The organism is uncultured Stenotrophomonas sp. (assembly GCF_913778665.1).
Classification (GTDB): Bacteria; Pseudomonadota; Gammaproteobacteria; order Xanthomonadales; family Xanthomonadaceae; genus Stenotrophomonas.
In genome coordinates this window covers 37,790-64,023 of sequence record NZ_CAJYVQ010000009.1, presented here as the reverse complement: position 1 = coordinate 64,023, position 26,234 = coordinate 37,790, and the positions used below count along the sequence as shown (strand labels likewise).

General features: G+C 66.8%; 21 protein-coding genes and 1 pseudogene. 8 read left to right on the top strand and 14 right to left on the bottom strand.

Annotated features, from left to right (window positions below; all coding sequences use genetic code 11):
- Window positions 1-2 precede the first annotated feature (2 nt).
- A complete protein-coding gene (gene murB, locus QZ853_RS12465) occupies window positions 3-1,064 on the top strand; it encodes a UDP-N-acetylmuramate dehydrogenase (protein ID WP_295573637.1) in 1,062 nt (353 codons plus the stop codon).
- A 32-nt stretch (window positions 1,065-1,096) separates the two neighbouring features.
- Window positions 1,097-1,984: a DMT family transporter gene (locus QZ853_RS12460; RefSeq protein ID WP_295574318.1), complete on the top strand. Its 888-nt coding sequence runs from the start codon at window positions 1,097-1,099 to the stop codon at window positions 1,982-1,984.
- Between the two features lie 63 nt (window positions 1,985-2,047).
- Here QZ853_RS12460 and QZ853_RS12455 read toward each other — a convergent pair whose 3' ends face one another.
- The 4 genes from QZ853_RS12455 to QZ853_RS12440 form a co-directional block, all read right to left on the bottom strand.
- Window positions 2,048-3,052, bottom strand: a complete 1,005-nt coding sequence (locus QZ853_RS12455; protein WP_295573636.1) for an aminoglycoside phosphotransferase family protein — start codon at window positions 3,050-3,052, stop codon at window positions 2,048-2,050.
- 99 nt (window positions 3,053-3,151) lie between these two features.
- Window positions 3,152-4,183: a heparan-alpha-glucosaminide N-acetyltransferase domain-containing protein gene (locus tag QZ853_RS12450; protein WP_295573634.1), complete on the bottom strand. Its 1,032-nt coding sequence runs from the start codon at window positions 4,181-4,183 to the stop codon at window positions 3,152-3,154.
- The gene (locus tag QZ853_RS12445; RefSeq protein ID WP_295573632.1) at window positions 4,180-4,770 is read right to left on the bottom strand and encodes a TetR/AcrR family transcriptional regulator; all 591 of its coding nucleotides are present in this window, start codon (window positions 4,768-4,770) and stop codon (window positions 4,180-4,182) included. Before QZ853_RS12445 ends, QZ853_RS12450 begins: the two co-directional genes overlap by 4 nt.
- Before the next feature lie 82 nt (window positions 4,771-4,852).
- The gene (locus QZ853_RS12440) at window positions 4,853-5,656 is read right to left on the bottom strand and encodes an APH(3')-II family aminoglycoside O-phosphotransferase (protein ID WP_295573630.1); all 804 of its coding nucleotides are present in this window, start codon (window positions 5,654-5,656) and stop codon (window positions 4,853-4,855) included.
- 180 nt (window positions 5,657-5,836) lie between these two features.
- Here QZ853_RS12440 and QZ853_RS12435 point away from each other — a divergent pair, with 180 nt between their 5' ends.
- Both QZ853_RS12435 and QZ853_RS12430 read left to right on the top strand, forming a co-directional pair.
- Entirely contained in the window at window positions 5,837-6,553 is a 717-nt protein-coding gene (locus tag QZ853_RS12435) for an SDR family NAD(P)-dependent oxidoreductase (protein ID WP_295573628.1), read from the top strand.
- A 44-nt stretch (window positions 6,554-6,597) separates the two neighbouring features.
- Window positions 6,598-7,866: pseudogene (locus tag QZ853_RS12430) on the top strand (EAL domain-containing protein); the annotation flags it as partial.
- On the opposite strand, the gene QZ853_RS12425 reads toward QZ853_RS12430, so the two are convergent.
- On the bottom strand, window positions 7,863-8,474 hold the full coding sequence (locus tag QZ853_RS12425; protein ID WP_295573623.1) for a TetR/AcrR family transcriptional regulator: 612 nt from the start codon (window positions 8,472-8,474) through the stop codon (window positions 7,863-7,865). The pseudogene QZ853_RS12430 and the gene QZ853_RS12425 overlap by 4 nt on opposite strands.
- A 105-nt stretch (window positions 8,475-8,579) precedes the next feature.
- On the opposite strand from QZ853_RS12425, the gene QZ853_RS12420 reads away from it, so the two are divergent.
- Window positions 8,580-9,656, top strand: coding sequence for an MBL fold metallo-hydrolase (locus tag QZ853_RS12420; protein WP_295573620.1), 1,077 nt, complete (start codon window positions 8,580-8,582; stop codon window positions 9,654-9,656).
- Window positions 9,657-9,821: 165 nt separating this feature from the next.
- The gene (locus QZ853_RS12415; protein WP_295573618.1) at window positions 9,822-12,941 is read left to right on the top strand and encodes a discoidin domain-containing protein; all 3,120 of its coding nucleotides are present in this window, start codon (window positions 9,822-9,824) and stop codon (window positions 12,939-12,941) included.
- Window positions 12,942-12,993: 52 nt separating this feature from the next.
- Here QZ853_RS12415 and QZ853_RS12410 read toward each other — a convergent pair whose 3' ends face one another.
- The 9 genes from QZ853_RS12410 to QZ853_RS12370 form a co-directional block, all read right to left on the bottom strand.
- Window positions 12,994-13,971 carry an ABC transporter substrate-binding protein gene (locus QZ853_RS12410; RefSeq protein WP_295573615.1) on the bottom strand — a complete coding sequence of 326 codons (978 nt, stop codon included), beginning with the start codon at window positions 13,969-13,971 and terminating at the stop codon, window positions 12,994-12,996.
- A gap of 16 nt (window positions 13,972-13,987) precedes the next feature.
- Window positions 13,988-15,733, bottom strand: a complete 1,746-nt coding sequence (locus QZ853_RS12405; RefSeq protein WP_295573612.1) for an amino acid ABC transporter permease/ATP-binding protein — start codon at window positions 15,731-15,733, stop codon at window positions 13,988-13,990.
- Window positions 15,730-16,281 (bottom strand): GNAT family N-acetyltransferase, encoded by a 552-nt coding sequence (locus QZ853_RS12400; RefSeq protein ID WP_295573610.1) that lies wholly within the window; start codon window positions 16,279-16,281, stop codon window positions 15,730-15,732. Before QZ853_RS12400 ends, QZ853_RS12405 begins: the two co-directional genes overlap by 4 nt.
- On the bottom strand, window positions 16,278-17,498 hold the full coding sequence (locus QZ853_RS12395) for a M20 aminoacylase family protein (protein ID WP_295573608.1): 1,221 nt from the start codon (window positions 17,496-17,498) through the stop codon (window positions 16,278-16,280). The genes QZ853_RS12400 and QZ853_RS12395 overlap by 4 nt, the downstream gene beginning before the upstream one ends.
- 4 nt (window positions 17,499-17,502) lie before the next feature.
- Window positions 17,503-18,846, bottom strand: a complete 1,344-nt coding sequence (locus QZ853_RS12390) for an LLM class flavin-dependent oxidoreductase (RefSeq protein WP_295573606.1) — start codon at window positions 18,844-18,846, stop codon at window positions 17,503-17,505.
- Window positions 18,847-18,864: 18 nt separating this feature from the next.
- The gene (locus QZ853_RS12385; protein WP_295573604.1) at window positions 18,865-19,842 is read right to left on the bottom strand and encodes an MsnO8 family LLM class oxidoreductase; all 978 of its coding nucleotides are present in this window, start codon (window positions 19,840-19,842) and stop codon (window positions 18,865-18,867) included.
- A 14-nt stretch (window positions 19,843-19,856) separates the two neighbouring features.
- Entirely contained in the window at window positions 19,857-20,219 is a 363-nt protein-coding gene (locus QZ853_RS12380) for a DUF3088 family protein (protein ID WP_295573602.1), read from the bottom strand.
- Window positions 20,220-20,375: 156 nt separating this feature from the next.
- Window positions 20,376-20,957, bottom strand: coding sequence for an FMN reductase (gene msuE, locus QZ853_RS12375; protein ID WP_295573600.1), 582 nt, complete (start codon window positions 20,955-20,957; stop codon window positions 20,376-20,378).
- Window positions 20,958-21,009: 52 nt separating this feature from the next.
- Window positions 21,010-23,586 carry a TonB-dependent receptor gene (locus QZ853_RS12370; RefSeq protein WP_295573598.1) on the bottom strand — a complete coding sequence of 859 codons (2,577 nt, stop codon included), beginning with the start codon at window positions 23,584-23,586 and terminating at the stop codon, window positions 21,010-21,012.
- Window positions 23,587-23,897: 311 nt separating this feature from the next.
- Between QZ853_RS12370 and ftrA the strand changes: the two genes are divergently transcribed.
- Window positions 23,898-24,899, top strand: coding sequence for a transcriptional regulator FtrA (gene ftrA / locus QZ853_RS12365; protein ID WP_295573596.1), 1,002 nt, complete (start codon window positions 23,898-23,900; stop codon window positions 24,897-24,899).
- Between the two features lie 79 nt (window positions 24,900-24,978).
- Complete coding sequence (locus QZ853_RS12360; protein WP_295573595.1) at window positions 24,979-26,223, top strand: hypothetical protein; 1,245 nt, start codon at window positions 24,979-24,981, stop codon at window positions 26,221-26,223.
- Window positions 26,224-26,234: the final 11 nt, after the last annotated feature.

Below are 26,234 nucleotides of genomic sequence, written 5' to 3'. Positions count from 1 at the left end.
CCATGGACACCACCGACGCCGCCGCACCGCTGCGCTGGACGCTCACCCGCAATGCGCCGCTGCAGGCACTGAACACCTTCCATGTGCAGGCCAGCGCGGCCCAGCTGCTGGAACTGCACGACCCGGCGCTGTTGCCGGAGGTGCTGGCGCTGCCCGAAGTGGCCGAGGGACCATTGCTGGTACTCGGCAGCGGCAGCAATGTGCTGATCGCCGACGATCTGCCCGGCACCGTACTGGTGTTCGGCAACCGCGACATCAGCTTCCTTGAACACCGCGCCGACCATGCGGTGATCCGCGCCGGCGCCGGTGTGCCCTGGCATGGCCTGGTCATGTGGTCGCTGCAGGAAGGCCTGTCCGGACTGGAAAACCTGGCCTTGATTCCCGGCACCGCCGGTGCCGCGCCGATCCAGAACATCGGCGCCTACGGTGCGCAGGTCGGCGAGTTCATCCAGGCCGTCGAAGCCTGGGACTGCCAGCAACAGGCCTGGGTGCGGCTGGACAACGAGCAGTGCGGCTTCGCCTACCGTGACAGCGTGTTCAAGCAGCAGACGGACCGCTACCTGATCACGGCCATCGAACTGAAGCTGCCCCTGCTGCATGACCTGCGCATGGATTACGCCGGCATCAGCGAAGAACTGCAGGCGCAGGGCGTGGAGCTGCCCGGTGCAGTGGATGTGGCCAATGCGGTGATCGCGATCCGCCGCCGCAAGCTGCCCGACCCGGATGTACTGGGCAACGCTGGCAGCTTCTTCAAGAACCCGGTGCTGCCGCTGGAACAGGTCGACGTGCTGCTGCAGCACTTCCCTGAGCTGCCAGTGTTCCCGTCCGACCAGGACGGCAAGCGCAAGGTCTCGGCGGCCTGGATGATCGAATCCTGCGGCTGGAAGGGCTTCCGCGAAGACGATGCTGGCGTCGCCCCGAGCCATGCGCTGGTGCTGGTCAACTACGGCAACGCCAGCGGCGCTGAACTGTTGGCGCTGGCGCGGCGCATCTCGGCCTCGGTTCTGGAGAAATTTGGCGTACCGATCGAACCGGAGCCCCGCCTGCTCGGCGCACAGTGGTGAACAGCTCCACCCCCTCTCCCGGCGCTACCCCGATGCGGGCGGCGCTGCTGATGCTTGGCAGCACGATGGCGTTCGGCCTGATGGCGGTGGCCATCCGCTATGCCACCCGTCATGTACCGACCCAGGAAGTGGCGTTCTTCCGCAATGCCTTCGGCCTGCTGGCACTGTTGCCGATGCTGTTGCGGCCCGGCCGCGCGCCACTGAAGACACGACAGCTGCCACGCTACTTCGTGCGCAGTGCAATCGGCCTGGGCTCGATGCTGTGTGCGTTCTGGGCGCTGGGCCATCTGCCGTTGGCACAGGCGGTTTCGCTGTCTTACTCGACACCGCTGTTCGTCACGATTGCCGCCGTGCTGTGGCTGGGCGAGACCGTGCGCGTGCGACGCTGGGCAGCGGTGGTGGTCGGCTTCATCGGCGTGCTGGTGATCGTGCGACCCGGTACCGCCGGCTTTACCGCAGGCAGCCTGGTGGCAGTCGCAGCAGCCCTGCTCAGCTCGTTGGTGGCGATCCAGATCAAGCAGCTGACCCGCGTCGACAGCGCCGACACCGTGGTGCTCTACACCTATGTATTCTGGGTACCGCTGTCGCTGGTACCGGCCCTGTTCGTCTGGGTCTGGCCAACCGGCATCGCCTGGCTGTGGCTGCTGGCCACGGGTGTGCTCGGCACTGTCGGTCAGCTGCTGTGGACGCGGGCGCTGCGCCTCGGTGAAGTCTCGGCGCTGACCCCGATCAGCTTCCTGCAGCTGCCGCTGGTGACGCTGTTCGGCTGGCTGCTGTTCCATGAAAGCGTGGATCGCTGGACGCTCATCGGCGCCGGCATCATCCTGGCTGCCAACGCCTATATCGCCCACCGTGAAGCCGTGTTATCGCGGCGTGCCGCCAGCGCCGCGGCCTCCGCAGCGGTCAAACCCGCCGAGTAGATCCACGCCACGCGTGGATGACGACCCACTCGCCTGATCACGCCATCCACGCATGGCGTGGATCTACAGAGCGCGATACGCCCGCTCGGCCGCGTCGAACACATTGCCCGGTGCGAACTGCTCGCCCAGGTAATGCAGCGACTGACGGCGCAGCTGCGGCGAGCGCTCGCCGGCATCGGTACCGATCAACACCTGCTGGAACTCGATCAGGTCCTGCAGGATGCGCCAGTGCCGGTACCACGCGATCCAGCGCGGGTCGCCAAGGTCGCGGCCATATCCCTCCGCAAACCCCGACGGTTTCTCACGCCCCCAGCGCCCGCCCACCGCAGCCCCGATGAACATCAGGTCGCGTTCGCGCGGTGCCAGTGAAAGGCCGTCCCAGTCGATCAGGTGCAGACCACCATCGTTTCCCATCAGCAAGTTGCCGGCGTGCAGGTCGGTATGACACAGGTGCAAATCGGCCGGAACGTCCTGCAGCGCGCTGTGCAGCTGCAGCGCATGTGCATGCAGCGCCGCAATTCGTGCGCGATGCTGCTCCCATGTCGAGACGAACGCACGGCTGAGCCCGTCCTGCACCTCCGGCAGGTCGCCCTCCCCCAACCAGCGGCCAACCGTTTCCAACGCTGCGGTTTCCAGCTGCACGCATGGCAATGCGCCCTGCAGCTTCGCGGGAAGCCGCGCCTCGTGCACACGCCGCAACACCTCGCCCAACCGGCTCCACTGGGGGCGGCTCAAGGGTGCCTCGAAACCGGACTGGCCTTCGATATAGGGGAACAGAGTGAACTGGAGGCCCCAGCGCTGTACCGATGCGCCGCCGGTCAGTGCCGGCCACGGCGCAACGATCTCGTCAATGCCCAGTGTGCCGCGCAGCCAGTGCAGGCTGTCCCACACCGTGGGATCAACCTGGTAGGTACGGCACTTCAACCACCACTTTCCCTGCCGCGCATCGACGCGGTATACGCTGGCGCCGGCATCGGCGCCCACCGCACGCGGCACCACTGCGTTGGCTGTAATGCCGTAGGACTGTTGCAGAACTTCGCCGAGATGCTGCGCCGACGCGAATGACATGAATGGAAGGGGAAAGTATTGCCTGCGCCCACTATCGCAGATGCCTTCGCCGAGACACAGACATGTCCGTCACAACATTACGCCGGCGCAGGCAACGGGCTAGCCCGCGACGCGACGCATCAGCGCTTCCAGCGGGCCACGTGCGAACCGCCACGACCACAGCCACGCTGCGCCCGTCGCCAGCATCAGGAACAGCAGCGCCCACAACAGCACCGACGCCAACGACGCGCTGCCGTCCAGGAGGCCCAGGCTTTCCAGTGTGCCCATGCCCAGCAGGATATGGCCGACATACAGGGTCAGGGTCATGCGCCCTGCGGCGGTGAACGGTTCCATCCAGTCACCCGGGTATCGACGCGTGAGCAGCAGGCAGGTGGCGATCAGCGAACACGCCGCACCTGCTCCGGTCAGCAGGTAGGCCGGCCCGGGCGGCATCGGCTGCGTTCCCAGCCACGCCTGCCAGGCCGTTGCCTGCGCGAGGTGCTGCACCGCGTGGCCCGCGCCGATCAGCAACAGCCCCAGCACCAGCACTGCGCGCTGCACCCGGGGTAGCGACAACGGCAGGCGTGCCAGCAGCATGCCCAGCAGGAAGAAACCCAGCCACGGCAGCACCGGATGGAAACCGTTGAACAGCAGGTTGCGCACCGCGCCGGGCCATTGCCACAGGCCCGCGTACTCCAGTGTCTGCCAGTTCCAGCCCTCACTGTAGTCCCAGTGCAGCAGCGCCCAGAACGAGGACGCCGCCAAGGCGACGATGCTGGCCAGCAACACTTTCGGAGACGCGCGCAGCCAAAGCACTGCAAGCGCGAAGTACACCGCGTAGTAGTGCAGGATGTCGGCCGGGAACAGGGTCAGGTTGAGCAGGCCCAGCACCAGCAGGACCAATGCACGCCGCCAGGTCTGCAGGCTCGCCGCCCTCCATTGCTGGCGCTGCGTGGCCAGTACCAGGCCAAGGCCGGCCAGGGTGACGAAGGTCGCAGACGCTTTGCCTTCCAGCAGATGGAAGAAGCCCGCCAGCCAGCCCGCTTCTTCAGCGGGAACGGCCATCGCCAAGCGGAAGTTGACCAGTACCATGCCGGCCAGCGCCAGATAGCGCGCCAGATCCAGGCCGTGCAACCGCCGGTCATCGCTCATGCGCGTGCCCCAAGCAGACGCGTCAGCAGGCCCAGATCCAACGGTGCGCCATCCACATCGCCCCCCTTGGCCAGCCCCCGGCGCAGCGCGTCGCTCTCGATGGCGTCCAGCAGTACCTGCGATTGCACTGCCGGTGTCAACGCTGGGCGCCGACGTTCGCGCTGCGCCACGCGCTGCAGGGCCTCGGCCAATGCCTGGTGCAAGTGCCTGCGATTGCCCGCGAAGGCCTCGGCCACAGCGGGATTGCGCGCGCTTTCGGCCAGCACTTCAACGGCAAGCATCGCCCATTCCGGCTGCCGGCACAGTGCGTGGAACTCCTGCAGGAAGGCCAGCACTTGTGTGCGGTCGCCGTCAGACGCCGCCAGGCGCTGCCGCAACGGCGCCAGTTCTTCGCTCTCGGCCACCGCCACCGCAACGATGATCGCCTCCTTGCCTGGGAAGTGGTTGTAGAGATTGCCCAAGCTGACCCCGGCTGCCTGCGCGATGTCACGCATGCTGGTCTGATGGAAGCCCTTTGCCAGGAAGCACTGCAGTGCCGCCTGCAGGATCTGCGCAATGCGTTGCTGATTGCGGTCGATGCGGTTCATCGCGCAAATAATGAACGAACGTTCGCATTTTTCAAAGAGCACAGGCCGGCACAGGGGGGCCAGCGTTCAGCCTTTGCCGGCCTCAGAAGAACTCGTCGAGCAATCGATAGAACGCCATCCGACGCTCATCGGCGATCACGCCATATCGCTGGAACAGCGGCGCCACCCAGCGGGTGTCACCGAAATTGTGCACAAGGCTGCGCGCGGCCAATGCCAGGTCCTGGTAGCGGTCGGCCACGCCCAGCCGCCCGCAGTCGATGAAGCCGCTGAAGCGGCCTTGGGCCACCATCAGGTTGGGCAGGCAGGCATCGCCGTGGCTCACCACCAGGTCCTCGCCCTCCGGCCGGGTGGCATCAAGCGCGGCGAACACCTGCTGGGCGCTCTGCCCAAGACGTTCGTCATCGAAGTCATCGGCGTCGACCAGACCCGCCTCGACGCGCGCCTGTGCGGCTTGAAGCCGCCAGGCCAGCCGCTGGTCGAACGGGCAGGCCGCCAACGGTAACGCGTGCAGGCCGCGCAACGCGTCAGCCAGCACAGCCACCACCTGTTGCGGCGGCAGGTCCGGTGAGGAGGCAAGATCGCGACCCGGCAGCGCACTCATCAGCAACCAGCGCCGCCCCATTTCTTCCGCGGTAGCCACCACCGTCGGCGCCGGCTGGCCCTGGGCCCGCAGCCAATGCAGTCGCTCGATCTCGTCGCCCAGTTCACTGAAGGCATCGATCACTTCCGACTTCAGGAAAGCGTCGGCCTGCCCGGGCCGATACACGCGGGCAACATCCGCACGCGACATGCCTATCGACTGCCGTTCGATGCGGGCGCCAGCCAGCACTCCCTGCCACGTCTGCGGCAGCGGCATATCGCCAGCAGCGGGTTCGGGTTCGTCCATGCAGATGCGAAGGTCCGGAGTCGGTGAGTGACGTTGGTGATTGTCGCGTACTTCCGGCAGGTGCGCCGCCCTGAACCGGGTCCATACGCCAGCGCGCGCACGATGGACCAATCGCCGCATGCCGTCCACAGTGACCGGCGCTGCGGCGGTCGCCGCGCCTCCCCAATACAAGGAAGCAACATGAAATTGATGGTCATCGGTGCCAGCAGGGGCTTGGGCCGGGCATTCGTCGAAGGCCTGTGGGAGCCGGGCGACACTGTCATCGGCGTCTCGCGCAGTCGTCCGCGCGACCTCCAATGCCCTGATGGAATCACGCTGCAGTGGATCGAGGCCGACCTGGCCCAGCCCTCCATTGCTGCCGAGCAGATTGCTGCACAGGCGCCGGCTGATCTGGATGTGCTGATCCACAACCTGGGCATCTGGGAAGAGAAGGCATTCAGTGACGAGTACGCCTTCCTCGAAGAAAGCGATGCGGCGCTCAAGCAGCTGGTCGACGTCAACATCACCGCCACCCTGATGCTCCTGCGGCGCCTGTTGCCGCGCGTGCTCAATGCAACACGGCCGCAGCTGGTGCTGACCGGCTCGACCTCGGCACTGCCGCGCAGCGGTCGCCCGGAAGTGGCGTTCGGTGCGTCGAAGTTCGCGCTCAACGGCATCGCCGATGCGCTGCGCGAAGGCTTCCGTGATCGTCGCTTGGCGGTTACCAGCCTGCAGCTGGGTTATCTCAACACCGACGATGCACTGTCGGTGCCGTTGACTGACGCCGCTGCGCGCGGCGCAGGCGAGCTGGTTCCCATGCACGATGTGATAACCATGGTGCGTGCCCTGCTGCGTCTGTCACCTTCGGGCTTCGTGCGCGAACTGGTGCTGCCGGCCATCGCCGACCCGCGCTACTGACCTCGGCGGCCAGCGCCACGGGGCATCAGTGGCCGCCCGACCGGCTGCTGGTGCTCGCGGCGGTGTTCGCACTGGTCTACAACGATGCGCAGATCGATGCCCAGCGCCAGCGCGAACAAGCGTGGCTACGCATCGTCGTTGCCGAAATGGGCAACCTGCGCGATCTTCGCCTGCGCTACGGGCCGCTGCAGGACAACGGGCTGTGGCGACGCGACAGCAGCGACGAGGTCCGCCGCCTGCTGCCATCGCTGGCGGCCGACAGGCTGGAGATCTACCAGTTCGGTGATGCGGCGCTGGCCATTCTGGTCCATGGCGCGTCGTTGTCCGAACTGCGCGCGCAACCACAGATCAGCGAGCTGGCCTCCGCGCTGGCCGATCGGGTCGGCCAGGACTGGCCGGGCTTCCGTCCGCTGTTCCGCTGCGCCGTCGTGGAGCTGAAGGCACCGGGCCACTGCGACGACGGGCCTCTGCCGTTCCGTGCGATCACCCTGGCGCTGAGCGCAATCGATACGGGCGTGGTGTTCTTCGACGATCCGATCCAGCGCGACAGCGAGACCGACGCACTGATCGAAAGCGCGCTGGAGCATTGGCTGCAGCATGCTGACGCGCCCCTGTGCTACCAGCCCAAGCTTCGATTGCAGGACCGCCAGCTGGTGGGCGCCGAAGCGCTGCTGCGCATGCGCGACGGCGAGGGGCGGCTGATCTCCCCGATGCGCGTGATTTCCCTGCTGCGGCGACAGCGTCGGCTTGCGGACCTGGAATGGGCCACGCTGCAGTCGGCGATCCGCTTCCTGCAGCAGTGCCGGCGTGATGGCACGCAACTGAAGGTGGCCGTCAACGTCTCGGCCGAGTCACTGTGCCTGCCCGACTTCGGCCTGCGCCTGCAGGAGCTGCTGCAGCTGCACGACGTCGCCGGTGCGATGCTGCGCCTGGAGATCGTCGAGTGGACCGAGATCGTCGAGCGCGACGTGGTCGAAGCCAACATCGCGCAGCTGCTGGAAGCTGGGGTTACCTTGTCGCTGGATGATTTCGGCGCCGGCTATTCGACCCTGATCCTGCTCTCGCAGCTGGCCATCGCCGAGGTCAAGATCGAGCAGGCACTGATCGCTACGCTGTTCGATGCGAAGTCACAGTCGATCGTGCGCTTCATCGTCGAGGTCGCCCATCGCTGCGGCGCGATCGTGGTGGCCGAGGGCACCGAAACGCTGGCGCAGGAGCAGCAGTTGCGGGCGCTGGACGTGGATGTCGGCCAGGGCTACCTGTATTCGGCGGCACTGCCGGCGGACGAGTTCCGTCGTTTCGCCGCCGACTAGATCGCGTAGTAACCGAGGAACATCGCCACGGCCGATTCGGCCACCCGCGCACGCTCCTGCGCATTCAACGGTGCCTGCCCCATCGTTACCTGCGGCCAGAACGCGAAGCTCTTCACCAGCCCGTGCAGCTGGTGACCGGCGAATTCCGGATCGACCTTGCGCAAGCGTCCATCGGCGATCGCAGCACGGATCCAGGCACTCTCACCGCTTTCCTTCTCGCCCATGCGACAGACGATGGCCTGCGCGCGTTCGGGGGAATGGATGATCTCGGCCATCGCCACCCGCGCCAGGTCGATGAAATTGGCGTCGCTGAGCAGGTCCAGCTTCTGGCCCAGCAGCTGCAGCAACTGCACGTCCAGCGGCAGCTCGCTGCGGTACGGCAGCACATCGCCGGCCACGCTGCGCTCCCACAGCTCCTCCAGGATCATCGAGAACAACGCCTCTTTGCTCGGGAAGTGGTTGTAGACAGTGCGCTTGGAGACCCCGGCCACTTCGGCGATGCGGTCCATGCTGGTGGCCTCGTAGCCTGCGGCACGGAACTCCTCCACCGCTGCGCGCACGATGGCCTCGCGTTTGCGGTCGGTCAAGCGTTGCGGGGCACGGGGCATGGCGGAAAACCAGATAGCTGAACGGATGCGCACATTTTACACCCGGCAGTGTACTTTTGAGAAATGGGAAACTACACTGTGCAGTGTACCCAGCGGACGTCACCCATGAAGCGCCTGCTCCTTGTCCTCCTGTCTGGAATCCTTGCCGTGACCGCCTACACCCTCTGCAAGACCTGGTCTCTCCCCGATTTCCCCGAATCGCCGCAGTACCGCGACGGCAAGTTCCGAAACGCCCTGCCGAAGCCGGCGATGGGCCTGCGCGATGGCCTGGAGATCTGGTGGACGTTCCTGTTCAACAAGCCCAAGGGCACCGTGCCGGCCCACCCGATCCCTGTGCAGCCGCTGGACCGCGCAACGCTGGATGCCGCACCTGACCGCAGCCTGTTCCGCATCGGCCATTCCACGATCCTGCTGAAACTGCGCGGCCAGTACTGGCTGACCGACCCGGTGTTCTCCGAGCGCGCCTCGCCGGTGCAGTGGATGGGGCCGGCGCGCTTCCATGCACCGCCGATCAGCATCGCGGAACTGCCGCCGATCGCCGGCGTGATTCTCTCCCACAACCATTACGACCACCTTGACCATGCTGCGGTGATGCAGCTGGCCGGAAAGACCGCGCGCTTCATCGCCCCGCTTGGCGTGGGTGACCAGCTGATCGCCTGGGGTGTCGATGCCGGCAAAGTAGAGCAGCTGGACTGGTGGCAATCGACCGAGGCCAATGGCCTGCACCTCACCGCCACGCCCGGCCAGCACTTCTCAGGCCGCGGGCTGGGTGACAGCGATCGGAGCCTGTGGGCGTCATGGGTGATCCAGGATGGCGACTTCCGCATCTTCTTCAGCGGTGACACCGGCTACTTCGATGGCTTCAAGGCCATCGGCAAGGAGTACGGCCCGTTCGACCTGACCATGATCGAGACCGGCGCCTATGACCCGCGCTGGGCCTTCGTGCACATGCAGCCCGAGCAGACCCTGCAGGCGCATCTGGACCTGCGCGGCAAGTGGCTGCTGCCGATCCACAACGGCACCTTCGACCTGGCCCTGCACGAATGGCAGCAGCCGTTCGAACGCATCACCGCATTGGCTGCGGCCAAGAACGTGCCGGTGGCTACGCCGATGATGGGCGAAGCGCTGGACATGCAGGCGCCACTGGCGGGCACACGATGGTGGGAGACGGTTGAGCTGTAGCATGCGGTGCGCTTGAGCTGCCGGAAACGATGTAGAGCCGAGCCATGCTCAGCTGCATCAACCAAAGAAGCGGCCCTCGGCGCTGCAGTGCGTCATGTAACCGGTTACATCCCTTGCTAGCGTAGCGCTCGCCCGATACCGGCCGAACCTGCGAGGCTGTCCGTAATGACGTTGCGCGCCGAACGCTCCAAGGTTTTCCGCTCAGCCATCCCGTGGCGATCAGCCGCCGCCCTGCTGTTGGCCGCCCTCGCCGCTGCCGCACAGGCACAGAGCCTTCCCCCACGCAGTCAATGGCAGGCCAGCAGTTCTTCGCAGCATGTGCCGGCGATGGCGATCAGCCACCTGATTGACGGCGACCCGAAGACCATCACCGGCGGTGCCTTCAGCCCGGGGCACTGGTTCCAGGTCGATCTTGGCGTGCCCGCGATGCTGGCCGGCGCACGCCTCACCTGGGATGTGTCCCATCCGGAGGGCTATTCGCTGCAGACCTCGATGGACGGCCAGCACTGGCAATCGGCGTACACCACGAACGATTCGCTGGGTGACGTGGAAACGCTGTACTTCGCGCCGCGGCAGGCACGCTACCTGCGGCTGGCCAGCCCGCAGCGCACCTCCGACTGGGGCGTGTCGATCTTCGAAATGGAACCGCTGGACAGTACGCTCGTCGCACGCATCGACGGGCTTGATGCGTCGCAGGCGGCGGCCCTCTGGCAGGGCGGCAGTTCGGTGGCAATACCGGCCGGAAAGAATGGCGCGCACTCGCTCCAGATCACCCTGCCCCACGCCCAACCCTCGGCCGGGCTGGCGGTGGACTGGGCCGATGGCACGCGTGGCGCAGCGCATCTGCAGGTACAGGACGCCCGAGGACGCTGGCAGGAACTCGCGCAGGACCTGCAGGCGGGCAACCATCGTCAGAGCTGGCTGGCCGCGACGGCTGCACAGCCGATTCGTGCGCTGCGGCTCAGCGTCGAAGGCAGCGCACCGAAGATCGCGCGCCTGCGCCTGCTCGGCCCCAAGGCCGTGATGACGCCGATGAAGCAGTATCAGATTGCCGCCAGTGGTGCGCAGCGCGCGTTGTTCCCGGCCTCGCTGCAGATGCAGCAGACCTACTGGACCGCAGTCGGCGTACATGCCGGCCGGCAGAAATCGATCTTCGACGAGTACGGCAATCTGGAGGCATTCAAGGGTGCACCGCTGGTGCAGCCGATCTGGCGCAATGCCGATGGCCGCAGTGCCGGCGCTGCCGGGCAATCCGTACAGCATGAACTACGCGACGGCTGGAAACCCATGCCATCTGCCACGTGGTCGCCGCAACCCGGCCTGGCGCTTCACAGCGAGGCCTTCGCCGTCGAGCGCGATGGCCAGCCCGTGACCTTCCTGCGGCACCGGCTGCACAACACCGGCAGCACCCGGATCGAGGGCACACTCAGCCTCGTCGTGCGCCCGATGCAGATGAATCCGCCATGGCAGAACGGTGGCCTGTCGCCCATCCGCGACGTTGCGGTAGATCGTCAGGCCGTGCGCATCAATGGCCGCACGTTGTTGTATTCGCTCACGCCGGTATCGGCGTCTGGTGCGGCGCCCTTCGGCAAGGACGGTGCAACGGAAATCACCTCGGCACTCGCCGCTGGGAAGCTGCCTTCCACCCACCAGACACGCGACGAGCAGGGTCTGGCCGCCGCCGTTCTGGACTACCGCATCTCGCTGGCCCCGGGTGCCAGCGAATCGGTTGTAGCCGCCTTCCCGCTGGGTACTGCCGCCGCAGACGCCAACGGCGCGCTGCCCGAAGCGCCCGCGCTTGATCTGGCAACGCTTCCCGGCGATGCCAGCACCGCGTTCGACGCGCTGGCCACACAAGTCTCTGCGGACTGGCAGGCACGACTGGGCCAGGTCGGCCTGCGCCTGCCTGATCCGTCGCTGGTGGACATGCTGCGCGCGCAGGCGGCGTACATGCTGATCAACCAGACCGGTCCAGCCATGCAGCCCGGCCCGCGCAACTACAACCGATCCTTCATCCGCGATGGCATGGCCACCTCTGCGGTGCTGCTGCGCATGGGCGAAGCCAAGGTCGCGCGGGACTACCTGGTCTGGTACAGCGAACATGGCGTGCATGCCAACGGCTTGGTATCACCGATCCTCAACGATGATGGCAGCGTCAACACCGGCTTCGGCTCGGACATCGAGTACGACAGCCAGGGCCAATACGTTGCGCTGGTGGCCGATGTCGCGCGCCTCGATGGCGGGCCCGAATCGGTCCGTGACTACCTGCCGAAAGTGAAAGCCGCGCTGCGCTTCCTGCAGGAACTGCGCGAACGCACGCTGATGCCGGGCTACAAGGCCGACCAGCCTGCACCGGAGCGCTTTGCTGGCATCCTTGCGCCGTCGATCAGCCACGAAGGCTACCCCTCGCCCACGCACAGCTACTGGGATGACTACTGGGGACTGAAGGGCTGGCACGACGGTGCATGGCTGGCCGATGCGTTGGGCGATCACGAAACCGCGGCGTGGGCGCGCGAACAGTACAAGGCACTGTACGACGCATTGCATGCGTCGATCCGGGCGACGATGGCCTGGAAGGGCATCGATTTCATTCCGTCCTCGGCCGATCTGGGCGATGGCGATCCTACCGGTGTATCGATCGCACTGGACCCGACCGGGGCGCAGAGCGTACTGCCGGCCGAGGCGTTGAGGACCACCTTCGCCCGGTACCTGGAGGACGTGCGCAGACGCAGCCAGCCCGGTGCACTGTATGCCTATACGCCCTACGAAATCCGCAACGTACTGAGCTATGTACACCTCGGCCAGCCACAGGTGGCCGACGAGCTGCTGCAGGGACTTCTGCATGATCGGCGGCCGCTTGAGTGGCAGGTGCTGGCCGAAGTGGTGCATTCGCGGCTGCGCTTCCCGCGCTACCTGGGCGACATGCCGCACACCTGGATCGGCGCCGAGTACGGCCGCACGCTGTTCGGCATGCTGATGCGCGAAGACGATGAAGCCCTCTCGCTGCTGCCGGGCACACCGCCGTCGTGGGTGGCGGGGGATGGCCTGGCGGTGGAACGCCTGCCGACGGCGTATGGCACGTTGCAGATGCAGGCGAGGCAGCGCGGCGAGGTGCTGACGGTGACCCTCGGCGAGGGGCTGCGCAGCGGGACGGCGCTGAAGGTCTGGTGGCCGCAGCGGACGGTACCGAAGACGGTACGTGTGGATGGCCGGAGCGTTTCCGACTTCGATGCCGAGGGTGTGCGCCTGGCAAAGCCGTTCAGGACGCTGGAGGCGCGTTGGTAGAGCAGCCGAGCACGGCTCGGCTCGACAAGGGCGAGCGGGGCCGTGGCCGGCGTCATTGCAGCGTCGGCAACCCCGGCGGGTTGGTCTGCGACTGCGGTACCGCTTCCTCGGCCACGTTCCATCGTTTCAGCGCCTGTGCGTAAGTGCCGCTGCGGATCTGGGTATTCAACGCCTGCGTCACAGCGTCGGCCAGGCCGCTGCCCTTGCGCGTGGTCACCGAAATCGCCGCGGCATTCGGCCATCCCCCCGGGAACAGCCCCACACGCCGCACTTTGCCGTCGCGCGCGGAGTAGGCGCCGGTGGCATTGGGCTCGAACGAGACATCGGCGCGCCCGGTGATCACCGCCAAGCGGCCCACCACTGCGTCATCGAAGTACTGGTACTCCACCGGCTTCAGGCCGGCGGCAATGTTCTGCTGGTCCCACTGGCGCAGGATCTGGTCCTGGTTGGTGCTGGCACCGACCACCACCTTCAGCCCGGCCACATCGGCGGGCTTCTCGATCTTCTGGATCGGCCCATCGCTGCGCGTATAGATGCCCAGCAGATCGTAGCGATAGCTGGAGAAATCGAACTTCTTCTTGCGCTCTTCAGTGACCGTCACGTTCGACAGCACCGCATCGTACTTGCCCGATTCCAGCCCCAGCGGCCAGTCGGCCCAGGCCACCGGCACAATCACCAGCTTCCGGCCGAGCGCATCGGCGATCAGCCGTGCGATGTCCGGCTCAATGCCGACCACCTGCTTGCTGTCGGCTCCGTAGTCGGCCAGCGGCAGCTGGCCCGGATGGGTGGCGACGGTGAACGCTCCCGGCGTGACAAAGCGGTAGCCGGCCGGGATCAACGCCTGCGCCTTCGGGTCCACAGTGCCCTTCAGCGCGGCGGGATGCGCGCCAGACAGACCGGTCGTGGCTGCTGCCTCGCTCTCCGGCACCTGGCGAACGCGCGAATAGACGATGCCGGCGACGCCGATGACCAGCACGCCAGCGATCAACAAGGTGCTGCGTGAGGGGCGACGGGGTGTTGCAGGGCTCATGGCATTCCTCAGAGGGTTACAGGGTCTTGGCCAGGAAGTCGGCCGTGCGTTGCTGGCGCGGGCGTTCGAACAGCGCCTCGGGCGCGCCCTGCTCGATCACCCGGCCCTGGTCCATCATCACCACGTGGTCCGCCACGCGGCGGGCGAAGCCCAGCTCATGGGTGACAATCACCAGCGTGGTGCCGGAACGAGCCAGCTCCTCGATCACGGTCAGCACCTCGGCCACCAGCTCCGGGTCCAGTGCCGAGGTAGGTTCGTCGAACAGCAGCACCTTCGGCTGCAGCGCCAGCGCCCGCGCGATCGCGATGCGCTGCTGCTGCCCACCGGACAGCTGGCGCGGGAACGCACCGGCCTTGTCGGCCAGGCCGACCCGCTCCAGCAGCATGCGCGCCTGTTCCTCGGCCTGCGCGCGCGGCACGCCACGCACTGCAATCGGTGCCTCGATGATGTTCTCCAGCGCAGTCAGGTGCGGGAACAGGTTGAAGCCCTGGAACACCATGCCGACTTCGGCACGACGGCGGCGGATTTCGCGCTCCGGCAGTTCGTACAGCGTGTCACCGTCGCGGCGGTAGCCGATCAGCTGGCCACCAACGGTCACGTAGCCACTGTCGGCACGTTCCAGGTGGTTGATCAGCCGCAGCAGCGTGGATTTTCCAGCGCCGGACGGGCCGATCAGCACGGTCACGCTGCCCGCGCGCAGGTCCAGGTTCACATCGTCCAGCACCGGCTGCTCGCCGAATGCCTTGCCCACGCCATGCAGCAGTACAGCAGCGCCCTCGCCCGCTTCGACCTGGGCGGCGAGGCGCGGACGGTTGGCCACGCGCGGTGCGCCATCGGCCCGCGCGCGCACCGGCGATGACACGCGCGGCACCGAGCGCTCGCGCTGCAGCTGGCCGCGCGCGAAGCGCTGCTCCACGCGCCGCTGCAACAGCGACAGCACGGTCAGAATCACCAGGTACCAGACCGTGGCCACCATCAACAGCGGCACTACCTCCAGGTTGCGGCGATAGATCACCTGCACGGTGTAGAACAGCTCCGGCAGCGCCAGCACATAGACCACCGACGTGCTCTTGGCCAAGCCGATCACATCGTTGAACGCGGCCGGCAGGATCGAACGCATCGCCTGCGGCAGGATGATGCGGCGCACCTGCCGACCACGCGGCAGGCCAAGGGCAGCAGCCGCCTCATACTGCCCATGGTCCACAGAGAGGATGCCGCCACGGATCACCTCGGCCGAGAACGCGGCCTGGTTCAGGGTCAGTCCCAGTACTGCTGCGGTGAACACGCCGATCAGCTGCGTGGTTGGATACGAGAACAGGCTGATGCCGGTGAACGGCACCCCCAGTTCGATGGTGCTGTACAGGTAGCCCAGGTTGTTCAACAGCAGCAACAGCACCAACAGCGGGATTGAGCGGAACAGCCACACGTAGCCCCATGACACCGCCGACAGTAGCGGCGAACCGGACACACGGGCCAGCGCGAGCAAGGTACCCAGTGCGAAACCGAGTCCGGTACCAAGCGCGGTCAGCAGCAGCGTGCGGCCGAGGCCCTCAAGCACCGGGCGCGCGAAGAACCATTCGGCAAAGGTGCCCCAGCCCCAGCGCGGATTGCCCAATACTGATTGAAGGCCGATCAGGATCAGCGCAAGCGCCAGCACCGTGCCAACCACCTGCAACGGATGGCGCGCCGGCACAATCTTCAACTCGGGCGCTGGCGCAGGACGCGCAGTGAGCCCCTCAAGCGCAGACGACGGCGTACTCATGCGTGGGCTCCGTGCAGCATGGCCTGCGACGGCGCAAGCACCGGCGCCGCTTGTCCAAGATGCTTCTCGAAGGGCAGATGCGCGATGGTTTCCGGATCCGCGTCCAGATCGAACAGCGCGGTGTAGCCATGGCTGAGGTAAAGACCGACCGCCTCGGGCTGGCGGAAGCCGGTGGTCAGGAACACCCGCCGATAGCCCTGGCGTGCCGCCTGGTCTTCCAGCTCCTGCAACACGCGCCGCGCGATGCCCTGGCGGCGCAGGCCCGGCAGCGTCCAGATGCGCTTGAATTCGGCGGTATCCGGATCGCGGTGCGGCATGAACGCGCCACCGGAAATCGCCACACCATCACGCAGCAGCAGCACGAACGCTCCTACCGGTGCGGCGAAGGCCTGCGCCGGGTAGCGCTGTAGCTCTTCGCGGGCGCTGCCGCCGATGCGGCGACGCACGTCGGCGTAGCGGCGGTCGTACTCCTGCTCCAGGCCATCGAACAAGGGCAGCGCCAGCGGATCATCCACCGAGGTATAGAGGAAGCGTTCGTTGCTGCTCATGCTGCGTCCTTCACCAGATAGTCCTCGGCCAGCCGCGCCCACAGGCTGGCAGCGGGCGCGATGGCTGCGTCGTTGAACACATAGCGCGGGCTGTGCAGCGGTGCGCTGTCGCCGTTGCCGACGAACACGAAGCTGCCTGGCCGCGCCTGCAGAAGGAAGGCAAAGTCCTCGCTGGCCGTGCGCGGCGCAAATTCGGGTACCACCTGTGCGGCGCCGAAGCCCTGCACGGCCACCTCGCGGATATAGGCGGTCTGCCGCGGATGGTTGATCACGCTGGGGAAGCCACGCGGGAACTCGATCTCGGCGCGTGCCCCGAACGCCACAGCGGTCTGCTCGGCAAGCTCGGTGACCCGCCGCCTCAGCGTATCGCGTACCTCAGGCAGGTAGGCGCGCACGGTCAGCTTCAGCTCGACCACATCCGGAATCACGTTGGCCGCCTGCCCGCCGTGGATCGAGCCGACGGTGACCACGCCCATGTGCCGCGGATCGACATTGCGCGACACCACGCTCTGCAGCGCAGTGATGATGTGCGCAGCGACCAGGATCGGATCCACGCTGCCCTGCGGCTCTGCACCATGACCGCCCTTGCCGAGCACCTTCAGCCGTGCCCAGTCCACCGATGCCATCGCTGGGCCATCGACGAAGCCGAAGTGCCCCACTGGCACACCCGGCCAGTTGTGCAGCCCATAGATCGCATCCATCGGGAAGCGTTCGAACAGGCCATCGGCGATCATCTTCGAGGCACCCGAGCCGGTTTCCTCGGCGGGCTGGAACACCAGCTGCAGGGTGCCGTCAATCCGCCCATGGTGGGCCAAGTAATGCGCGGCAGACAGCAGGATGGCGGTGTGGCCATCGTGACCGCAGGCATGCATCAGGCCGTCGGTCTGGCTGGCGTAGGCCAGGCCGGAGTCCTCGTGGATCGGCAGTGCGTCGATGTCAGCGCGCAGGCCGAGGCGACGGCTCCCCTGCCCGCGCTGCAGCGTGCCGACCACACCGGTGCCGCCTAGCCCGGTGGCCACCTCATAGCCCCATTGCTGCAGCAGCTCGGCCACCCGGGCACTGGTGCGATGCTCCTCGAAGGCCAGCTCCGGGTGCCGGTGCAGGTCATGGCGGATCGCGATGGCGGCCTCGGCGCGCGCTGCGATTTCAGGCAGAACGCCGGTTGGTGGGGAACTCCGCCGAGCGTGGCCCGGTGTTGCCGCGGTTTCTCCGCTCATCGCCTTACCCCACCTTCCGTGCCGGCTCGGCATCGGCCGCATAGCGGCTGGCCTTGAACGGCAGGCCCAGATGCTCACGCAGGGTCTGACCTTCCAGTTCACGCTGGTGGTAGCCACGGGCCTGCAGGATCGGCAGCACCTGGGTCACGAAATCGTCCAGGCCTTCACGTTGTGCGGCAAAGCCGAGAATGAAGCCATCGCTGGCACCGGCATCGAACCAGCGGATCAGCTCATCGGCCACATGCTCCGGGGTGCCGATGAAGTTCGGCCGCGGGCTGACCGCTTCCAGTGCGACCTGGCGTAGGCTCAACCCCTTCTCGCGCGCATCCTGCTTGATGCGGTCCGTGGTCGAGCGGAACGAGTTGCTGCCGATGTCGCCCAGCTCCGGGAACGGTGCGTCCGGGTCGTACTGGCTGAAATCGTGGTGATCGAAGAAACGCCCGAGATAAGCCAGCGCGTCCTCCAGCGTGGCCAGTGCGGCGATCGCCTGGTATTTGGCTTCAGCCTCCCCGGCGGTGCGTCCGACGATGGGGCCGATGCCCGGGAAGATCTTCACGTCGTTGCCGCTGCGGCCGTGCGCGATCGCCGAATTCTTCACCTTCTGGGTGAACGCGCGGGTTTCTTCCAGCGACGGCGAATGGGTGAACACCGCATCGGCGTACTTGCCGGCCAGCGCGATGCCGTCGTCGGACGAACCGGCTTGGAAGATCACCGGCTGGCCCTGCGCCGAGCGCTGGATGTTGAGTGGGCCTTCCACCTGGAAGAAGCGGCCCTTGTGGTCGAGTCGGCGGAATTTCTCTGGCGCAAAGAAGGTGCCGCTGTCGCGCTCGCGCACGAAGGCGTCGTCATCCCAGGAATCCCACAGCCCCTGCACCACGTCCAGATACTCGTCGGCGATCTGGTAGCGCAGGGCATGCTCCGGATGTGGGCGGCCATAGTTGCGGCCCGAACCTTCCAGCGGTGAGGTCACCACGTTCCAGCCGGCGCGACCGCCACTGAGCAGATCCAGCGAAGCAAACTGGCGGGCCACGGTGAACGGATCGCTATAGGACGTAGAGAGCGTGCCCGCCAGGCCGATCTTCTTCGTTGCAGTGGCCAGCGCCGACAGCAGCGAGATCGGCTCGAAGCGGTTGAGGAAGTGCGGGATCGACTTCTCATTGATGTACAGGCCATCGGCCACGAAGCCGAAGGCGATGCCGTTGTCCTCGGCCGTGCGCGCGATGTCGATGTAGAACTGCAGGTTGACGCTGGCGTCAGCCGGATTGGACGGATGCTTCCAGGCATGCATGTGGCTGCCGGGGCCCTGCAGCATGATGCCGAACGGAATGTGGCGCGGGGGGGTGCTCATGGGAATCGCTCCTGCAGATCAGGCCACCGCCGCGCGTGGCGCGGGCGACAGCAGCTCAAGGGAAGTCAGGCGTGCATCGAGGTCGGCCACCGGCGCATCGAGAATGAACTCACCCACGCCGAAGCGACGGTGCAGCGCATCCAGTTCGTCACGCACATGCTGTGCATCGCCGGACAGCACGCTCGGGCGGGTTTCCTCGATGCGGAACTCGGTCACGCCTACCTGGCGTGCATACTCGGCGGCCGCCTCGGGACTGGGCAGGTTCACCGTCTGGCCCGGGCCGAGGTGCAGCTTGTAGACCTTCAATGCACCGATGTGCCGCGCAGCCGCTTCGGCCGTAGGTGCGGCGAAGGCCACCGTGGCCAGCAGCGGTGGCTGCGTGGAGACAGAGCGATAGGCCGCAAACGCAGCTTCGATGTGTTCAGGATCGCCGTCGAAGTGCGCGGCATAGACGAAACGCCAGCCGAGCGCGGCCGCCTGCCGCGCGCTCTGCGGGCTGGCACCGAGCAGGAAGCGCTCCGGCGCCTGCCGAGGAATTGGACGCGCCAGCGCATCGGCATCAGCACCGGACAGATAGCCCTCCAGGTCTCGCAGCTGCTGATCGAAGTCAGCGAACGCCGGTCGTCCTGCCGCCAGTGCTGCCGTCGAGGCCGGCAGGCCACCGGGGGCTTTGCCCACGCCCAGATCCACACGCCCCGGCGCCAGCGCGGCCAGCAGGTTGAAGTTCTCCGCCACCTTGTACGGTGCGTAGTGGCGGAGCATCACTCCACCACTGCCGATGCGGATGCGCCGCGTCTGTGCCAGCACCCAGGCCGCCAGCACTTCCGGCGCCGGGCTGGCCAGCGCCGGCGCGGCATGGTGCTCGGCAAACCAGTAGCGGTGGTAGCCCAGCTGTTCGGCGCGCTGCGCCAGCTGCAGGCTGTTGCGCAGCGCCTGCTCCGGCAACGCGCCCTCGGCCACCGGGCTCTTGTCCAATACGCTGATGTGATAGCTCATCGTCGCGTCCTCGCTCAGGGATGGGCCACGGGGATGCCGAGCAACCCGTTCAGCGCGGCCAGGATAGGCTCGGCGCCGGAGATGTACTGGCGGTCGTGGTGCACGCCGCTGGCCAGTTCGCTGCGCACGCCCTGCGGCAGCACCAGCTTGGGCAACGACTGATCCTGTTCGCCGATCTCGGCGATCACCTCGCGACGCGGCCGTGCGAAGCCGATGCGGCGTACGTCCAGCTGCGCGTCCAGGCCGTGGATGCTCGACAGTGCGCCTTCCAGCAGCAGGCTGTGCCGGCAGAAGAAGCGCTGGCCGGGAATCTGTCCGTCCTCGAACTCACGGTCGAGCAGGAACAGGATGGGCTTGTCGGTTGCGTCCAGACTCACGGGGTCGTCCTCATCGGGGGCGGCAATGCGATGCCGCTTCGATATCGATGCTAGAGATGACGGCGGTCGGCACGGCGATGCCAGGCGACAATCGGCGGTCAGATCCGGCCATGCAGATGCGCCTTGGCCATAAGCAAAGCGCCGTCGGTTATGCCGTCAGGCAATGCGTCGCAGCGGCGCTGGTACCGCCGGCGCCTGCACGGCCAGATGCCCGACCGCACGCTCGGTCGCCAGCGCGATACGCGCCTGCAACGCCGCACTGTGGATACGCTCGCCCTCAAAATCGGCTGGCGTGGCATACACCCCGATCGGCAGCGTGTGCGCCTGCAGGAAACTGAACAACGGCCGCAACTGGTGGTCGATCACCAGCGCATGGCGCTCGCTGCCGCCGGTAGCCGCCAGCAGCACCGGCGTATCCACCAGCGCCTCCAGTCCGAGGAAATCGACCAGGTGCTTGAACAGCCCCGGATAGGAACCGCGATACACAGGCGCCGCCACCACCAGCAGTTCGGCCGCCTCGATCGTCTGCAGCGCCTGCTCCACCGCAGGCTCCACCTCATCGCGCGACAACGACTGCCCCAGTGAGCGCGCGATCGGCGCCAGCTCCACCAGATCCACACTGGCGTGCATCCGCTGCTGCAACGACTCCAGCAGATGCCGCGCCAGCAGCAGCGTGCGCGACGTCGCCGAACTTGTCGGCGATCCCACCACTGCAACCACCTTCAATGCAGAAGACATGACCCTCTCCTCGGTAGCGCCGGGCCATGCCCGGCGACGTTTCGCTTGACCCTCAGAACCGGTAACTGACCCGCCCATACCAGTACGCCCCGATCCGGCTCAGCACATCGCCCGAATCCCAGGTCGTCTCGATGCTCGCCACATCGGTAGTGCTGCGCGCGTACTCCGGCACCTTGCGCGTGCGCTTGTCGAACACGTTGTTGATACCCAATGCCGCACTCCAGCCCGCCCCCAGTTCCACCGCACCGGAAAGATTGGTTACCAGCACCGGCGGCTGCCTGTACTCCACGCCGTTGTTCAGGCGCTTGATCGGGCCGTAATAGGTAAAATCGACGTTCGAGCGCCAGCGCCCGTTCTGCCAGCCCAGTCCCGCCACCTGCGTGTAGCTCGGCGTGCGGAAGCGCAGCGCGTACTCGCTGGTCTTGGTCAGCAGGTTGATGTTGGGCAACCCCTGCAGCGCCGCTGGAATGTCGCTCACCTTCTGGATGGTGGTGCGGCCCACGTTGGCCGCGTAGCTCCAGCGCAGCTTGCCCCACGCGGTTTCCTGGTTGGCCTCCAGGGTCAACTCGACACCGCGCGTACGCGTGTTGCCCACGTTGGTGAAGTAGCTGGCGTAGAAGGCATCACCCGGCAGGATGCTGATACCCGCCGAACCCAGCAGCGTGTCGATGGTGCTCTTCTGCGCCGCGCTCAGCACGGTGCCACTGTTGTCGGTGATGCGCGCCGGGTCCTGCGCGTTGTAGCCGATCTGGCTGGACTGGCCGAGCTGGCCACGGATGTCGATCTGGTACGCGTCCAGCGCCAGATGGAAGGCCGGGCTCGGGTCCCAGGTCACGCCCAGGCTGTAGTTGGTGGCCTTCTCCGGCTTCAGTGGCGTTGCCCCCAGCGCGATCGCCGCGGGCGAAGACACCTGCGCCACCAGCGTGGTGCCGCACGGGCAGCTGCCGGTGGCCTGGTAGTACTGCGCACCCAGGCTGGGCGCATGGAAACCGTTGCTGACCGTAGCGCGTGCACCCAACGCGTCGGTGAAGTCGAAGCGCGTGGTCAGGCGACCCGTGGACACGCTGCCGAAGTCGGAATGATCTTCCCAGCGTGCAGCTGCATCCAGATACCAGCGCGCGGTAATGTTGCTGGCCGCGCCCACATAGACCGCCTTGCTGTTGCGGTTGGCCTTCACCGCATCGGCGGTGGAGTAGCCCACGAACGCCGCCGCACCGAAGCCGGTATACGACTCCCACTGACCGGCCGCACGCTCGTACCGTTCGTGCTGGTATTCCGCACCGGCGCTCACTTCCAGCGGCGAAGCGAACGCCGCCACCTCGAAACCTCGGCGCAGGTCCAGGTTGGCGATGCCCTGCTGGTAGTCCAGCTTGCCGTCGTAGAAATCGGTGGGCGAGCCCGGGTACGGCAGCGAGTAGTTCACCGAGTTGCGCGTATAGGTGCGCACCGTGCTGCGGTTGCCGGTCAGGCTGGCGTCGAAGTCCCACCCCGCAACCTGGCCCTTCACACCCGCGGTGCCGGTGTACTGCTTCTCCTTGGTTTCCAGCACCGGCAGGAAGCCATCCGGGAAAACGCTCAGTACACCCGGCGCCTTGTAGGTGGTGAAGATGGTCGCCGGCAGGCGGAAGTTCTGGATTGCCTGCGCAGTGCGGTCGCTGGCGGTGGCATTGGCGTAGAACTGTGCGCTCTCGCCCAGGCCATGTCCCACGTTCACCGCGAACGCCTTCAACGCATACGACGGCGAGCTGAGGATGGTGTTGGCCTCAGGATCACGCGTGGCCTCGGCCGGGCTCGGCGACGCACCGGCAGGCAGCCGGTTGTTCGGCCGCAGCGCCACCCGATTGCCGCTGGCATCCACCGCTGGATAACTCAGGTAGCCATCAATATAGCGCCGGGTGCGGATCGCGTGGTGCTGGCGCGTGGTCTCACCGGAGAGGTTGACGAAGCCATCGGCGCCCCACGGCAGACCCACATTCGCGCGCACGCTGGTGCGTGAACCATCGCCATCGATGCTCTGCCCGCTCTCCACGGCGAACTCGCCGCCGTGTGCCTGCGATTTGAGGATCACGTTCACCACGCCGGTGATCGCATCCGAGCCATAGATGGCCGAGGCGCCATCACGCAGCACCTCCACATGGTCGATGGCCGAAACCGGAATCAGCGCCAGGTCGGCCCAGGCATGGCCCGGAAAGCCACCGCCGTTTGCGCCACTGACATAGGCGCTGGCATTGCGGCGCTTGCCGTTCACCAGCACCAGCGTGTAGCCCGGCGACAGGTTGCGCAGCTGGTAGCCGCGGATCAGGCTCTCCTGATCGCTCTGGTAACCACCGATCTGGCTGAGCGAAGGCAGCGCACGCTGCAGCGCCTCAAGCAGGTTGGCCTGACCGGTAGCGGTGAGGTCTTCGGCGGAGATCACGTCGATCGGCGTGGAACTGTTCTTTACCGTGCGTGTGCTGGTGCGCGAACCGGTCACCACCACCGCATCCAGCGTGGAGGCGGCGACGTTGGCTGTCGCGGCGGTGACAGCCGGATCGGCATCGGCTTCAGCCGCGTGGCCAAGCGATGGGGCCAGAGCGGCAGCGATCAGGACAGCAAGGGTGCTCAGGACAGGGGCGTGGGCGGCAGGCATGGGGGCTCGTGGGGGTGGACCGGAAACACGCGTCCATTCAAGGGCCTGTTCACCGGCGGCAACAGGCGGGATCGCGTCACCCAACCGTCATATCCGGCCAGCCACATGACTGCTGGTAATGACGTAAGGCAGGCCTGCGCAGCACGCGCCTGGGACGGCGATGGGCAATCGAAGCTGGATGATGTGCGGCGGGCGGTGGGTGGCGGGCGCCCCAAGCCAGGCGAATGTCCCCCCGTGCACATGCTCCACAGGCATCACCTCATGCCCGCGCGCCACTCCGCGCCGCGCATCACCGCCCGTAGCATCACGCCATGCCCAGCCCACCTGCCGATCCCACCGCGCCGCTCGTCGCCATCGTCGCCTGTCACGGCCAGGGGCTGTTCGAGTTCGGCTGTGCGGTCGGCCTGTTCGCCCCGGTGCGACCGGAACTCGGCGTGGCCTGGTACCGCACCCAGCTCTGCGCAGGCGAACCCGGCGCGCTGCGCATGCTGGGTGGCACGCAGATCCAACTGCCCTACGCGCTCGATGCCATCGACGACGCCGACATCATTGTCATCCCAGGCTGGCGCGAACCCGGCGAACGCCCGCCGCAGGCACTGCTCGATGCGCTCATCCGCGCTCACGCCCGTGGTGCGCGCATCGCCTCGATCTGCTCCGGTGCGTTCGTGCTGGCGTGGGCCGGGCTGCTCGATGGGCGCCAGGCCACCACGCACTGGCGGCTTACCGAAGCGCTGGCACGCGACTTCCCGCGCATCGATGTGCGCGAGGATGTGCTGTACGTGGACACCGGCAGCATCATCACCTCGGCCGGCTCCGCCACCGGCATGGACATGATGCTGCACATGGTGCGCAAGGATTACGGTGCGCGCGTGGCCAACCTGGTGGCCGAACGGCTGGTGCTGGCGCCGTGGCGCGATGCTGGCCGCAGCCAGCGTGTCAGCCGTGCCATTCCCAACGGCGAGCCCACGCGGTTGGCGAAGCTGATGGAGTGGATGCGCCGCAACCTGCGTGAACCGCACTCACTTGGCAGCCTCGCCGAGCAGGCCGCGCTCAGCCAGCGCACCCTGCAACGGCAGTTCCTGGAAGCCACCGGCCTGTCGCCCATCGACTGGCTGATCCGCGAGCGCGTGGCGTTTGCGCGCGAGCTGCTGGAGACCACGGACCGGCCGCTGCAGTGGATCGCCGAGCAGGCCGGCTTCGGCTCGCAGGAGTCGTTCCGCCGCCATTTCCGCAGCCAGGCCGACGCCAGCCCGACCGAATACCGCAGCCAGCACCGCAACGGCATCGGTGCCGACCGCCTGGTCGGCTGCTGAGCGCCCTCCTTCCCGGCTTCCCACGGCGCCCCCACCGCCGCAAGATAGGAGCACGCCCCACACCGCCGATGGAACGGTGATGACTGACAGCTCCTACCGGAATTACCGCGTCGGCATCGGCATGTCGCTGCTGCTGGCCGTGCTCATCGCCGCGCTCTCGCTCATCGCGATAGCCACCCCCAACCTGGGCTGGGGCGTCGTGGCGCTCGCCACCGTCGCGATCTGGGTCGGCCTCCCGTTGCTGCTGGTCCTGCTGCTGGCGTGGGTGTACTACATGGTGCGGCAGCGCGGGCGCGTTCCCGGCCGGGTGCACGCGCTGATGTTCGTGCCGACCGCCGCCGCCATGCTCGTCATTCCGCTGTGGCATTCCCTGCAGAGCAGTTGGGCCAGCTTTGGTGGCGGTTCGCGTGCCTCCATCGCAGAGCTGCACGTCAACCTCAGCGGGCAGCCGCTGTGGCTGGACACCACGCCGTATGCATCCACCGGCTCCGGCGCTGGCCCGGACCTGCCCATGCAAGGCGACGCGCCGGAACGCTTCATGGTCTTCCATCGCTATCCCAATGCACAGTCCGATGCTGACGGAGCGTTCCCATATGAGGACGGGCGCCTGAAGCGCACTGTAGGCCACTATCGCTACGCCACACCCTCTGGGGATCGCGCCATCACCGATGTGCCGCTGGTACGACAGCGCTATCCGGACACCGCCCCATTCAATGCCGGATGGCGCCGCGCAGGCACACCGGAACTCGTGCACCTCTACTACCACTACAGCGATCACGTGGAGGTCGCGCCAACACTCGCACGCCTCAGCGGCTTCACTGCCGACGATCTGGAACGCAGCCGCTTTGAAGGCCTCGTGCTGTTCAAGATCCACAACTACGGCAGCACACCGATCGTGCGGCTGGAGGTCAATGGCACCGCACTGGACATCGGTGACACGGCCATCGCGAGCATCCCGGCCGTGCCCGCGGACTGCACGGCCTACGGCTACCCCCTCGGCACCGCATTGTTATCGCTGGACGCACCCCTGCAGGTGCGCTGGCAAACCGTCGATGCACCGACGCGTTGGCACAGCGCGCGCGTGCAGGTGCCTGCGTTCCGGCAGCCGCTGCCCCTGCAGGGGCAATCCACGTTGCAGCGCGTCCTGCTGTACGTATTGCCCGACAGCACGCTGGCCGCCGAACGCTACGCCGAGGTACTTGATGGCGACACACTGCGCGGCATCAAGGCCACCGGCCTGCCACCCAGTGCTGCCACCCATGCGGTGTGTGGCAGCGCCCGCGCGAGCTACCGCGAAGGTGCAGACACCGTGCTGGCCGACTGATCCGCAGCGCT